This window comes from Nioella sediminis (assembly GCF_001879695.1).
Taxonomy (GTDB): Bacteria; Pseudomonadota; Alphaproteobacteria; order Rhodobacterales; family Rhodobacteraceae; genus Nioella; species Nioella sediminis.
In genome coordinates this window covers 1-13,433 of record NZ_MNBL01000068.1, presented here as the reverse complement: position 1 = coordinate 13,433, position 13,433 = coordinate 1, and the positions used below count along the sequence as shown (strand labels likewise).

General features: G+C 63.8%; 14 protein-coding genes. 2 read left to right on the top strand and 12 right to left on the bottom strand.

The features are described 5' to 3' along the window. The 12 genes from BKY26_RS09365 to BKY26_RS09310 all read right to left on the bottom strand — a co-directional run. A partial coding sequence (locus BKY26_RS09365) for an SLC5/6 family protein (protein WP_483869889.1) occupies positions 1-1,637 on the bottom strand: 1,637 nt, incomplete at its 3' end. Next, positions 1,637-1,921: a hypothetical protein gene (locus tag BKY26_RS09360; protein WP_071690130.1), complete on the bottom strand. Its 285-nt coding sequence runs from the start codon at positions 1,919-1,921 to the stop codon at positions 1,637-1,639. The genes BKY26_RS09360 and BKY26_RS09365, both read right to left, overlap by 1 nt. Continuing rightward, positions 1,918-2,304: a response regulator transcription factor gene (locus BKY26_RS09355; protein WP_071690129.1), complete on the bottom strand. Its 387-nt coding sequence runs from the start codon at positions 2,302-2,304 to the stop codon at positions 1,918-1,920. The genes BKY26_RS09360 and BKY26_RS09355 overlap by 4 nt, the downstream gene beginning before the upstream one ends. 92 nt (positions 2,305-2,396) lie before the next feature. Continuing rightward, complete coding sequence (locus BKY26_RS09350) at positions 2,397-3,728, bottom strand: short-chain fatty acyl-CoA regulator family protein (protein WP_071690128.1); 1,332 nt, start codon at positions 3,726-3,728, stop codon at positions 2,397-2,399. A 75-nt stretch (positions 3,729-3,803) separates the two neighbouring features. Next, positions 3,804-4,112, bottom strand: a complete 309-nt coding sequence (locus tag BKY26_RS09345) for an EthD family reductase (RefSeq protein ID WP_071690127.1) — start codon at positions 4,110-4,112, stop codon at positions 3,804-3,806. A gap of 176 nt (positions 4,113-4,288) precedes the next feature. Next, positions 4,289-5,272, bottom strand: a complete 984-nt coding sequence (locus BKY26_RS09340) for an ABC transporter substrate-binding protein (RefSeq protein ID WP_071690126.1) — start codon at positions 5,270-5,272, stop codon at positions 4,289-4,291. Between the two features lie 35 nt (positions 5,273-5,307). Next, positions 5,308-6,264 (bottom strand): ABC transporter permease, encoded by a 957-nt coding sequence (locus BKY26_RS09335; RefSeq protein WP_083431387.1) that lies wholly within the window; start codon positions 6,262-6,264, stop codon positions 5,308-5,310. After that, entirely contained in the window at positions 6,261-7,253 is a 993-nt protein-coding gene (locus tag BKY26_RS09330) for an ABC transporter permease (protein WP_071690125.1), read from the bottom strand. Before BKY26_RS09330 ends, BKY26_RS09335 begins: the two co-directional genes overlap by 4 nt. An 89-nt stretch (positions 7,254-7,342) precedes the next feature. Further along, positions 7,343-8,128: an ABC transporter ATP-binding protein gene (locus BKY26_RS09325; RefSeq protein WP_071690132.1), complete on the bottom strand. Its 786-nt coding sequence runs from the start codon at positions 8,126-8,128 to the stop codon at positions 7,343-7,345. 91 nt (positions 8,129-8,219) lie between these two features. Further along, positions 8,220-9,683, bottom strand: a complete 1,464-nt coding sequence (hydA, locus tag BKY26_RS09320; protein ID WP_071690124.1) for a dihydropyrimidinase — start codon at positions 9,681-9,683, stop codon at positions 8,220-8,222. 26 nt (positions 9,684-9,709) lie between these two features. Next, the gene (locus tag BKY26_RS09315) at positions 9,710-9,961 is read right to left on the bottom strand and encodes a 2-oxoacid:acceptor oxidoreductase family protein (RefSeq protein ID WP_071690123.1); all 252 of its coding nucleotides are present in this window, start codon (positions 9,959-9,961) and stop codon (positions 9,710-9,712) included. Next, positions 9,958-11,208: a Zn-dependent hydrolase gene (locus BKY26_RS09310; RefSeq protein WP_071690122.1), complete on the bottom strand. Its 1,251-nt coding sequence runs from the start codon at positions 11,206-11,208 to the stop codon at positions 9,958-9,960. The genes BKY26_RS09315 and BKY26_RS09310 overlap by 4 nt, the downstream gene beginning before the upstream one ends. Positions 11,209-11,442: 234 nt before the next feature. Between BKY26_RS09310 and BKY26_RS09305 the strand changes: the two genes are divergently transcribed. Both BKY26_RS09305 and BKY26_RS09300 read left to right on the top strand, forming a co-directional pair. Continuing rightward, entirely contained in the window at positions 11,443-12,063 is a 621-nt protein-coding gene (locus BKY26_RS09305) for a TetR family transcriptional regulator C-terminal domain-containing protein (protein ID WP_071690131.1), read from the top strand. Between the two features lie 81 nt (positions 12,064-12,144). Then, entirely contained in the window at positions 12,145-13,350 is a 1,206-nt protein-coding gene (locus BKY26_RS09300; protein WP_071690121.1) for an aminotransferase-like domain-containing protein, read from the top strand. The last annotated feature ends 83 nt before the right edge of the window (positions 13,351-13,433 follow it).

Genomic DNA, 13,433 nt, shown 5'->3' with positions numbered 1-13,433 from the left:
GCCGCCGCGCCCCCCTGCCAGCCCGGCGTTGGCGCGGAATGGTCGAACACATTGACGAATTGCGCGCCTTGCAGCCGTTCCATCGGCGAGGGGAAGGTGATCAGCGACACGAAGGTAAAGAGAAATGTATTGACCCCGAGCGACAGCACCATCGCCGTCAAGAGCGGGTCCGCCCCCCGAATGCCAAGCGGGGTGGAGGGCCGCAGCCACTCGATGCCAAAGGGGCCGTTTTCCAGCATCCCCTGCATCAGCCCGGAGGTCGCCGCATTGGGCATCAGCAGAACCCAGGCCCAGATGGCAAAGCCCGCCGCGATCCCGGCCATTGCCCCCGCCCGCGTCGCCCCGCGCCAGAAGATGCCGCCCAGAAGCGCCGGCAGCACCTGGCTCACACCCAGAAAGGCAATGAGCCCGATCGAGGCCAGCGCCACCGAGCCGCCGGAACTGCGGTAGTAGATTAGCCCAAGGAACAGCACCCCGATGATCGACAGCCGCCGCGCCATCAGCGCCACGCGCCGCATATCGCCCGACATCGGGTCCTCGCCTTTGGTGACCCACAGCCAGATCGGCACGATGATATGGTTCGACAGCATGGTCGACAGCGCCAGCGCCGCCACGATCACCATGGATGTGGCCGAGGAAAAACCGCCCAGAAACACCAGCAGCGCCAGCATGTCCTGATCGAAGGCCAAGGGCAGCGTCAACACGTAAAGGTCCGGGTTCGCGCCCTCGGGCAGCACCTGCAACCCCACCACCGCAATCGGCAACACGAAGAGCGACATGAGCAGCAGGTAAAGCGGGAACGCCCAGGAGGCGGTGGCCAGATGCCCCTCATTGGCGTTTTCCACCACCAGAACCTGGAACATGCGCGGCAGACACAGGATGGCGGCGGCGGAAAGCGTGGTCAGCCCCACCCATCTGGCGCCGTTCGAGCTCCATTCCGAAATCGGGCTCTCGTCGATCCGCGCGAGGATATCCGCAGGCCCCTCTGCCACGCCCCAGACCACGAAGACCCCCACGGCCAGCAGCGCCGCCAGCTTGACGATGGCCTCCAGCGCGATGGCGGACACAAGGCCGGGGTGGCGTTCGTTCACATCCAGGCTGCGGGTGCCGAAGATGATCGTGAACAGCGCCAGCCCCCCCGCGACCCAGACCGCGGTGGTGTCGGTGCCAAGGGCCGCGAACTCGCCCGGATCGGCAAAGACCGAAAAGGACAGCGTCACCGACTGCAATTGCAGCGCCACATAGGGCGTGGTGCCGATCACCGCCAGCACGGTGACCAGCGCCGCCAGTGCGCCCGATTTGCCGTAGCGGCTGGAAATCATGTCGGCGATCGAGGTGATCCGCTGCGCCCGCCCGATCCTGACCATCTTTCGCAGCAGCCAGAACCAGCCGATGAAGACCAGCGTCGGGCCAAGGTAGATCGTCATGAACTCCAGCCCCGACCGCGCCGCCGATCCGACCGCACCATAAAAGGTCCAGGCGGTGGTGTAGATCGACAGCGACAGGGTGTAGACGAAGGGCGAATTGAGCCAGCGGGCATTGCCCTCGGTGGCTTTCTTCTCGGCCAGAAAGGCAATGCCAAACAGCACCACCACATAAAGAATGCAAATGGCAACCAGACCGTCGAGCGACAGCATCAGCCGCCCTCCGACCCGTCAGACGGGGGCCAGGCGCCGTCTTCGCCCGGAAACACCCGGCCAATGGCATAGGACAGGGCCGCCGACAGGATCACCAGCCCGAACCACACGCCCAGGAAATAGACCAGCCAGCCGGAGGTGCCGCCGCTCACCCCGGTGTCGGAGGTCAGGATGAAAACCGGCCCGAAGAACAGGAACGCCCCCAGAACCGGGGCCAGCCGCGCCGCGTCCTGCAGGCGGTTGCGCCGGTAGGTGCGGCGTTCGAGAAACAGGCGGCGGCTCATGTCCCGGCCTTTTGCCCGCCTGTCGCCACCCTGTTCAGGGTCTCCACCATCTCGGAATTGGAAAAGGGCTTGGTCAGATAGGCATTGGCCCCAAGCGCCAGGGCAAGATCCCGGTCCTTGGACTGGCCCTTTGCCGTCAGCATCAGCACCGGCAAATCAGCGGTTTCAGGCTGCTTGCGCAGGTCGCGCAGGATATCCAGACCGGACCGCCCGGGCAGCATCACGTCCAGCACCAGCACATCGGGGTCGAGCCGCGAAATCTCGTCCAGCGCGGTCGCGCCATTGCCATGGCCGGACACCTCCCACCCGTCACGGGACAGCAGGAAGCTGATCGCCTCGAATATGTTGATCTCGTCCTCGACGAGAAGAACGCGGCGCCCCAAGCTGGACCCTCCCTGCCCCGTTTGGATTGGACGCCTAGCTTGCCGATGCCCCGGCCATTGTCAAATACTTGTTGGACCTTCCGAATATGTCCCTAGCCAAAACGCCCTCCTGCCCGACGCGCGGCGCAGGCCTCTCGCGGGCACAGCGCACAGCCCGGACCGACCGGCACCGCACCGGGGCTGGCGGGCGCATCGTCGGGCAGCGCGCGCAGCAGCATCGTGGCCTCCATCACCGGTTCCGCCCCGAAGCCCGCCGGTCCAATGGGCTGGCACACGGCCCAGGCCCGGAAGCGGCTGCCATCTGGCAGGTCCAGCACCGCGCTGTCGGGCACCATGGGCCGCCCAAGCGCCCGGTAAAGCGGCCAGAGCGGACAACCCGACCCGTAACGCGGGATCGAGAAGGCATTGATGCGACGGCGGAAGATCAGCGCGCCAGAGGCATCGCAGGTGGCCAGCCCGAAACCCGGCACCGCCTGCGCGCCCCCTTGCGGCAGCGCCGCCAGCCGCCGCAGCAGCAGCGCCGCATCGCCGCCTGCCAGCGGCAACAGGGCCTGCGGGTCGAAATCCACCTCCGCCGCCGCGGCCAGAACCTCGCCGAGCGGCAGCCGCGCCGCATCCGCCGCATAGCGCGCCAGGTGGCGGGCCGCCAGATCGCGGGCATCGTCATCGGCCAGCGTAACCATTCGGCCCAGAACCTCGGGGATCGCCGCCGCGCCGCCCGCCTCGATCTCGGGGAAATGGTGGCCCGCCAGCTCGAACACCGCCTCCACCTGCTCCTGCGGGGTCGACAGCGTTTCCGCCCGCGCCCCCTGCCCCTCGAAATGCGCCAGCAATGCCGTGGCGCTGGCCGACAGGCGCTCCGCCTCTTCATGCAGGTTGCGATGGAACCGCCCGCGCCATTGCGCGTCCAGATCAGGCTCGCGCACCAGAATGTCCGAGGTCGAGCGGATCGCGGCCACCGTCGACAGCACCTCATGCATGGATTCCGCCAGCACCGGGTCATGGCTCAGCCGGTCCTGCAGGCCCTCTACCGCCGCCTCCAGCGCCGCGATGCGTTTTTGTTGTTCCCCGATCAGCCCGGTCCAGCCGGGGAAGCGCCCCGCCAGTTCGTCGATCCGGTCGGTCTCGGCAGGCGGGCCGAAACTGCGCACCGTGTCCCGCGCGGCGGCCTGCAACATGTCCGACAAGGTTGCGTCCATGCCTTCGGTCAGGCGCGACGGTTCCACCTTCAGCGCCCGCGCGAGGTCCAGAACCAGCTTGCCGCCGATCTTGCGCTTGTTGTGTTCGATGAGGTTCAGATAGCTCGCCGAAATATCCACCGCCTGCGCCAGATCGCTCTGCCGCATTGCCAGCGCAAGACGCCTCTCTCGAATGCGTGTGCCGGTCAGCGATTGCCGCCGCACCGGATTTTGCCGGTCGCGCATCAGGCCACTCCCCTCGGGTTTCACACCGATGGATTAACAGAAAACCCGTTTATTGGCAAAGCCTTGATGGCAGCTTTACAGCGTCGTGCCGATCAGCATGTCAGGCTGTACATTTGTAAAGTTGGGAATGTCCTCCAACAGCGGACCCGCCGCGCCAAGCCCGGCTTTCATGGTCGCCTCATCGGGAAACATCAGCGTCGCTACGGCGAAATATCCCGGCGGCGCATCCGGCCCGCCCGCCAGCCCCTTGGTCACCATGGCATCGGCCAGCCCATGCGGCCCCATCACCTTTCCCACCATCGGCAGGTGCGTCTCGACGTAATACTCATAGTCGAAGGTCTTGCCCTCGCCGGTGGGGTAAATCACCTGAACCGTCATTGCCATTATCTCGTCCTCCCAAAGAAGGGCAGCCTAACATGGTTCTGACCAAACGCCTAAATCCGATCCCTTTCAACCCAATACCCCGCCCGGCCTAGACGTATCGCGTCGCCACGGGCTCCAGAATAAAGCGGCGCGGCCCTCGCCAGAGGACCGCGCCACAATTTGATTAAAGGTCGCTGTTACTGGCCAAGCGCCATATCGGTGACCACATGGGTAAAGGCCCCCTCGGGCTCCGCCGTGATCACCGGGTCAGAGCCGCCGGCCAGCAGGGTATCCACCGTCCGCTGATAAGCAGCCTCGTCCAGACGCCCGTCGGATCCGGCGGTCAGCAGGGCGATTTCGCTCATCATCCGCACCTGGTGCGACTCGGTCTGGGCGCCGGTCTCGTCATAATCCAGCACGATCATCGCCGCCTCGTCCGGGTTCTCCTCGGCCCAGTCCCAACCGCGCATCGAGGCGCGCACGAAGCGGGCCATACGGTCGACGAATTCCGGGTCTTCCAGGTTCTCTTCCAGCACCCACATGCCGTCTTCCAGCGTCGCAACGCCCTGATCCTCATACTGGAAGGTGATCAGGTCATCGGGGCTGACGCCCGCATCCAGCACCTGACCATATTCGTTATAGGTCATGGTCGAGATACAGTCCGCCTGCCGCTGCAACAGTGGATCGACGTTGAAGCCCTGCTGCAGAACGGTCACGCCGCCCTCGGACCCATCGGTCGGGATTCCAAGCTGCGACATCCAGCTCAGGAACGGGTATTCGTTGCCGAAGAACCAGACGCCGATGGTGTGGCCTGCAAGGTCCGCAGGCTCGGTGATGCCCGAATCCGCCCAACAGGTCAGCATCAGGCCCGAGCGGGCAAAGGGCTGCGCGATATTGACCACCGGCAGGCCGCGTTCACGGGCCGCCAGAGCCGAGGGCATCCAGTTCAGCATCACGTCGGCGCCGCCACCGGCCAGCACCTGCGGCGGTGCGATATCGGGGCCGCCGGGCTGGATCGTCACGTCGAGCCCTTCTTCCTCGTAATAGCCGTTCTCCAGCGCCACATAGTAGCCCGCGAACTGCGCCTGCGTGACCCACTGCAACTGCAGCGTCACCTCGTCAGCCGAAGCCGCGCCGGTCGCAAGGCCAAGGGCCAGCGCCGATGTCATCAGTTTCTTCATTGTCTTACCTCCGAGTGTTGGATCTCTGTTGTCGTTTATCGTCCCGTCCGTTGCGACGGGTGCCAGAAGGTGAGCCGTTTCTCCGCCAGCGTCACCAAACCGTAAAAGCCGGACCCCGCCACCGCGGCCACGGCAATCTCTGCCCAGACCATAGCCAGTTCCAGCGTGCCGAACGAGGTCTTGATGCGAAACCCCATGCCGACAATGGGCGAGCCGAAGAATTCCGCCACGATAGCACCAATCAGCGCCAGCGTTGTCGAAACTTTGAGCCCGTTGAAGATGAAGGGCAGCGCCGCGGGCAGGCGCAGCTTGGCAAAGCTCTGCCAGTAACTCGCCGCATAGGTCCGCATCAGGTCGCGCTGCATGGCATCGGTTTCCTTCAACCCCGCCACCGTGTTCACCAGAATGGGGAAGAACACCATGACCACGACGACAGCGGCCTTGGACTGCCAGCCGAAGCCGAACCACATGACCAGGATGGGCGCCGTGCCCACAATCGGCAGCGCCGCGATGAAGTTGCCGACGGGAAGCAGGCCCCGTTGCAGAAACTGCGACCGGTCCACCGCAATGGCCGTGGCGATGGCCAGCACCGCACCCATGATGTAACCCGACAGCGCGCCTTTCACCACGGTTTGCACGAAATCGGCCCACAGGATCGGTCCGGAGGTGGTGATTGCCCCCCAGATATCCGTGGGCGCGGGCAGGATGACCTGGCTGATATCGAAGAGACGCACCGACATCTGCCACAGCACCAGCAGCGTGATGCCGAAAATGGTGGGAACGACGAAGCGCCGTCCCGGGCTGCCGCTTTCGGTCAGCACGATGTTCAGCCCCCAGGCCGCCAGCCACACCGCCAGCACCAGGCCCAACCGCCAATCCAGCAGCGCCCCCGCCCCGGCAAGGGCGATGGCCGCGACCACGGGCGCAAGAAAGCTCTTCGAAGAGCTTTGCAAATTCCTTCCAAGGAATTTCCCCGCCTCTGTCCCGCTCATCGCACCAATCCCAACCGTGTCAGCGTCCGTTTCTCAACCGCCCCGATCAGCCAGACCAGTAGGGCCGCGCAGATCGCCGCCATGAACAGCGCCGCCCAGATCTGCACGGTCTGCCCGTAATAGCTGCCGGTCAGCAGACGCGATCCAAGCCCGAACCGCGCGCCCGTGGGCAGCTCTGCCACGATGGTGCCGACCAGAGCTGCGGCGATGCCGATCTTCAGCGACGCGAAGAGATAGGGCAGAGAGCTCGGCAGCCGCAGCTTCCAGAACTCCTGAGCGCCGCTGGCCGAATAGGTCCGCAACAGGTCAAGGTCCATCGGTCCGGGGCTGCGCAGCCCCTTCACCATGCCGACCACGACCGGGAAGAAGCTGAGATAGCTGGAGATCAGCGATTTCGGTAGCAGCCCCTGGATGCCCACGGCGTTCAGCACCACGATCACCATCGGCGCAATCGCCAGAATGGGGATGGTCTGCGACGCAATCGCCCAGGGCATCACGCTCAGATCCATCGTCCGGTTATAAACGATCCCCACGGCCAGCAGGATGCCAAGCCCGGTGCCAATAGCAAACCCCAGCAAAGTCGGCGCCAGCGTTTGCCAGGCGTGGAAGATCAGCGACCGGCGGTTCTCGATCACCCTGAGGCAGCCATCCGACAGAGGAGACCAGTTGTCCCGCTCCGCCCCGAACCCCTGCCATTCACAGCGCCGGGCCAGCCCGATCGTGTTCTCGTAGATCTCCACAACCACATCCTGCGGCTGCGGCAGGCGCGGGCGTTCGAACGCGTAGGCGGCAGGCATCACGTCGGGATTGTCCAGCATCAGCCGAAGGAGCCCCGTCTGCCCCTGTTCATCGGGTGTGGCGGGCGTCACATCGGCCCCGCCCCGCGTCGCCGCATCAAGCGCCAGACGGAAGTTCATCGGACCGACGGCGAGGTACCAGAGCCCGAGGATCACCGCGACGATGGTCAGAATGGGCAGCAGGTTACGCATGACCCGCCCCCGTCGCCATTTGTCTGCACGAGGGGTGTACGGGGGGTGTACAGGGGGTGTACGGGGGGCACCCCCCCATTTTCAGCGCCTCAATCGTCATAGGCATGACCGGCACGCAGCCCCTCCCGCACCCTGTGGGCGATCTCCAGAAACTCCGGCGTATCGCGGATATCGAGGGGGCGTTCCTTCGGCAGCGGGCTGTCGATGATGTCGGTGATCCGGCCCGGTCGCGGGCTCATCACCACGATCTTGGTCGAGAGATACACCGCCTCGGGGATCGAGTGGGTGACGAAGCCAATGGTCTTGTTCGTGCGTGCCCAAAGCTGCAAAAGTTGCTCGTTCAGATGGTCGCGCACGATCTCGTCCAAGGCCCCGAACGGCTCGTCCATCAGCAGGATATCGGCGTCGAAGGCCAGCGCCCGCGCGATGCTGGCGCGCTGCTGCATCCCACCCGATAGCTGCCAGGGGTATTTCTTACCAAACCCTGCAAGATCAACGAGTTCCAGAACGTTCTTCACGCGGTCTTCCTGATCCGCGCGGCTATATCCCATGATCTCCAGCGGCAGTTTGATATTGCCCGCGATGGTGCGCCAGGGGTACAGTCCGGCGGCCTGAAAGACATAGCCATAGGCGCGGCTTTTCCGGGCCTCATCCGGGCTCATCCCGTTCACGCTCAGGCTGCCACCCGTCGGCGTTTCCAGCGCCGCGATACAGCGCAGGAAGGTGGTCTTGCCGCAGCCCGAGGGGCCGATGAAGCTGACGAATTCACCCTTGTCGATCTCCAGGTCGACATCCTTCAGCGCATGTACGGGGCCGTCATTCGTCTCGAAGACGAGGTTGAGGCCCTCGGCCTTGATCACAGTGTCCTGGCTCACACCCATTCCCTTTGGCTGCCCGGTTTTGCCCGGTTCCGGCTTATTGAACCGCCCCGAGAATGCCCCGGAGCGGATTGTTTTCAAACGATAATCAGATCCCCGCCGGAATGTTCAGCGGGTCGCGCTGGATCTGCTTGGGCGCGGTCAGCGCCTTCCATTTCGACAGCGCCTCATGCGCCGAGGGGAAGGCCGGGCGCGGCACGAACCGGCCCCGGCCGGGCTGCGGCTGGCTGTTCTGGCCCCAGGCCCAGATGACCTCGCCCCGGCTCAGCGTATAACGCGCCTGCGCCTTGACCTCGAAGCCTTCGAACACGTTGTAGTCGAGGATCGAATGATGGTTCGAGGCGCTGATCGTCTTGGTGATCTTCGGATCCCAGACCACGATATCGGCATCGGCCCCTTCGACGATGGCACCCTTTTTCGGATAGATATTCAAGATCTTGGCGACATTCGTTGAAGTGGCTGCAACGAATTCGTTGGGCGTCAGGCGGCCGGTTTCCACGCCTTCGGTCCACAGCACCGCCAGCCGTTCTTCCAGCCCGTTCGAGCCATTGGGAATGATGCGGAAATCGTCCCGGCCCGCGCGTTTCTGTTCGGTATTGAACGCGGCGTGGTCGGTGGCCACAACCTGCAGGCTGCCAGCCTGAAGCCCCGCCCAGAGACTGTCCTGATGGTCCTTCGAGCGGAACGGCGGGCTCATCACCCGGCGCGCGGCGTGGTCCCAGTCCTTGTTGAAATACTCGGTTTCATCAAGTGTTAGGAATTGTATGAGAGGCTCACCATAAACGCGCATGCCCTTCTGCCGCGCCCGGCGGATCGCCTCATGCGCCTGTTCACAGGAGACATGAACGATGTAGAGAGGCACACCCGCCGCATCGGCGATGGTAATGGCGCGGTTCGCGGCCTCGCCCTCAAATTCGGGCGGGCGGGAATAGGCGTGACCCTCGGGGCCAGTGATGCCCTGCGCGATCATCTGTTCCTGCATATCCGCGACCAAATCGCCGTTTTCCGCATGGACCATGGGCAGCGCACCCAGTTCCTTGCAGCGCTTGAACGAGGCGAACATCTCGTCATCCTCGATCATCAGCGCGCCCTTATAGGCCATGAAATGCTTGAAGGAGTTCACGCCCATATCGACCGCGTCCTTCATCTCGTTGAAGACGCTTTCATTCCAGCCGGTGACGGCCATGTGATAGCCGATATCGGCGCAGATCTGCGGAGCAGACTTACGGTGCCATTCATGGATCGCGTTCTTGATCGACCCATCCGCGCCGGGCAGGCAGAAATCCACCAGCATCGTGGTGCCGCCACAGGCCGCCGCCCAGGTTCCGGTCTCGAAGGTCTCGGCCGCCGTGGTGCCCATGAAGGGCATCTCAAGGTGCGTATGCGGGTCGATACCGCCGGGGATCACATAGGCCCCCTCGGCGTCGACATATTCATCGCCCTTCAGATCCTCGCCGATCTGCTTGATCTTCTCGTCCTCGATCAGCACATCGGCCTTCCAGGTGCGGTCGGCGGTGCAGACCATGCCGCCCTTGATGACTTTGGTGGTCATTATGTTGTCTCCCTGTTTGCGTCAGATCACGTACAGATCGGGACGCTTTCGATGTCACGCACGGGCACCCAGACCGTTTCCAGCGGGCCGTGGCGCAGGTACCAGTAGCAGCCGTCGACGGTGCCCTGCTGGATGTTCTGCACCGGGGTTCCGGGCGGCACGCGGTTCCAGACCGCTTGCGGCACCTGGTCCCGGCTGGTGGGGGTGATCCCGGTATTCACGCAGCCGCCCAGGGCCGTCAGAGCCACAATCCCGGCAACGATCAGTCTTGAATTCATTCAACAATCTCCGCGGTTTCCACGACAGCGTGGAAGAGAACATTCGCGCCGGCCTCGGCCCATTCGGGGCTGATTTCCTCGGCCTCGTTATGGCTGAGGCCGTCGACGCAGGGGCACATGATCATCGCCGTGGGGGCCACGTCATTGATCCAGCATGCATCGTGGCCCGCGCCCGAGACAATGTCCATATGGCTGAAGCCGAGCCGCTTGGCCGCGTCGCGCACGGCATTCACGCAGCCCTCGTCGAAGGCGGGCGGGTCGAACTGGCCGACGATCTCGCACTCGAAGCTCACGCCGATCTCTTCACACAGCTTCGGCGCACGTTCCATCAGCTCAGCCACCATGGCGTTGAGCTTGTCCAGCAGGTGGGTGCGCATGTCGACGGTAAAGACAACCTTGCCCGGAATGATGTTGCGGCTGTTGGGGTAGACGTCGATATGGCCGATGGCGCCCACGGCATTGGGCTGGTTCTTCATCGCAATTTCATGCACCAGCTCGGTGATCAGCGCGAGGCCACGGCCCGCATTCTTGCGCATATGCATGGGGGTCGATCCGGTGTGGCTTTCCTTGCCGGTCACGGTGCATTCGATCCAGCGCAGCCCCTGCCCGTGGGTGACAACGCCGATATCCTTGCCCTCGGCCTCCAGAATCGGGCCCTGCTCGATATGCAGCTCGAACATCGCGTGCATCTTGCGGTCACCGACCTTTTCCTCGCCCTTCCAGCCGATGCGTTCCAGTTCATCGCCGAAGCGCTTGCCCTCGGCATCGACCCGGTCATAGGCCCAATCCTGCGTGTGCTTGCCGGCGAAAACGCCCGAGGCGAGCATGGCCGGGGCAAAGCGGGTGCCCTCCTCATTGGTCCAGTTCACCAGCACGATCGGGTGTTTCGTCTTGATGCCAAGGTCGTTCATGGTACGCAACGCTTCCAGCCCGCCGAGCACGCCCAGAACCCCGTCATATTTTCCGCCCGTGGGCTGCGTATCCAGATGGCTGCCCATGTAGACCGGCAGCGCGTCGGGGTCCGTGCCCTCGCGCCGGGCGAACATGTTGCCCATCTCATCGAGCCCCATCGAACAGCCCGCCGCCTCGCACCAGCTCTGAAACAGCGCGCGGCCCTTGGCATCGTCATCGGTCAGGGTCTGCCGGTTGTTTCCGCCCGCGATACCAGGGCCGATCTTGGCCATCTCCATCAGGCTGTCCCAAAGACGCGCGCCATTGATCTTGAGGTTTTCGCCGGGGGCGGACATGGTGGCTCTCCCTGTCATGCGGACCGGATGCGTGCCCGGCCCTTTTCATTCCTGTTTTGACCAACTGGTCAAGAACACGCTATCAAAGGGATAGGACCAGTCAAGATTTTGCACCCAAAGGATTGGCATTCGCGGGCCAAATAGGCGAAAAACCTGTTTCTTGCGGGTCTTGGCGGCGCTGTTGGAACCGTCTATCGCAAGGGTTCGGCCCGAAACCGCAGGAATGTGATGCTGATGACCGTGAAAGTTCAACCGCCCAAGACCCGCATTCAGCGCAAGAACACACAGGCGATTCTCGACGCGGCGCTTGAGGTATTCTCTCGTCAGGGGTTTCGCGGCGCAACGCTGGACCAAATCGCCGCCGAGGCGGGGCTGTCGAAACCGAACCTGCTGTATTATTTCCCCTCCAAGGAGGCCATCCATGTCAGCCTGCTGACCGAACTGATGACCACATGGCTCGACCCGCTGCGCGATCTGGACCCGGACGGCGAACCGGTCGAGGAACTGATGACCTATGTGCGCCGCAAGCTGGAGATGAGCCGCGATTTCCCCCGCGAAAGCCGTCTCTTCGCCAATGAGATCATCCAGGGCGCGCCGCGGATGATCGGCGCGCTGGAAGGCGAGCTGCGCGATCTGGTGGAGGAGAAATCCGCCGTCATCCGTGGCTGGATCGCTGCCGGAAAGATCGCCGATCTCGACCCGCATCACCTGCTCTTCTCCATCTGGGCGCTGACGCAGCATTACGCGGATTTCGACGTGCAGGTGCGCGCGGTGCTTGGCCCCGGCCACGATCCGCTGGCCGAAGCGGGCAGTTTTCTGGACGGGCTGTTTACAAGGCTGCTCCGGCCCGAATAGGTCCGCATCGGCCCTTTAGGTCAATCTTGTTGACTTATTTTTCGGCGCGCGTAGGCTCCCGGGTCGAGGAGGATCCCGCCCATGAGTCTCGCGCAGCGCTTCGCTACCCGCACCACCCGCATGAAGGCCTCGGAAATCCGCGAGCTTCTGAAACTGCTGGACCGGCCCGGCATCCTGTCGTTTGCCGGCGGCATCCCGGACGCGGCGCTGTTTCCCAAGGCGGAATTCGCCACCGCCTACAGTCAGGTGCTGACCGAGGTCCCCAACCAGGCCCTGCAATATTCCGTGTCCGAGGGCTATCTGCCGCTGCGCCGCTGGATCGCGGCGGAGATGGGCAAGATCGGCGTTCCCTGCGGGCCGGAAAACGTGCTGATCACCAGCGGCTCGCAGCAGGCGCTGGATTATCTGGGCAAGCTGATGCTGTCGCCCGGCGATACCGCCCTGGTGGGCTGGCCGACCTATATGGGCGCGCTCGGGGCGTTCAACGCCTATGAACCGCGCTATGACCGGCTGCATATCCACACCAATCGCGCGGCGGAAGACTATCGCGCTGCAGCGGAGGCCGAGGGTGGGGAGGTGAAATTCCTTTACCTTTCACCCGATTTTGCCAATCCCACGGGCGAAACCGTGGACCGTGAAGGCCGCGAAAAGCTGCTCGATCTGGCCGAGGAGCTGGATTGCATGGTGCTGGAGGACGCCGCCTATCAGAGCTTGCGCTATGATGGCGATCCGGTGTCACCGATCCTGGCGCTGGAACTGGCCCGGAAAGGTAATCTGGAAGCTTGCCGTACCGTCTATTGTGGCAGCTTTTCCAAGACCTTGTCACCCGGTCTTCGTGTCGGGTGGGTGGTGGCGGCAAGCCCCGTGATCCAGCAGCTTGTGCTGATGAAACAGGCTGCCGATCTGCACAGCGCGACGATCAACCAGATGGCCATTCACAAAGTGGCGGAGACCTGTTTCGACACCCATGTCGACAGAATTCGTGATGCCTATAAGGCGCGGCGCGATGCGATGCTGGCGGCGCTGGCCCGGCATATGCCCGACGGTGTGGAATGGACCCGGCCCGAGGGGGGCATGTTCATCTGGTTGATCCTGCCGAGAGGGATGGATGCGGGCGATCTGCTGGCCCGCGCGATCGAGGAAAAGAACCTCGCCTTCGTGCCGGGCCGGGCGTTTCATGCGGATGGAACGGGCGAGAACACGCTGCGGCTGGCGTTTTCCTGCGCGGATGGCGCGATGATCGAGGACGGGATGAACCGGCTCGGGGCTCTGTTGCGCGGCATCTGAGCCGGAGCGGGGGAAGCCGCTTCGAAGCGGCTTGGGAAAAGCGCATTTGAATGCGCTTCCAACGCGGTTTCGAAACCGCATGA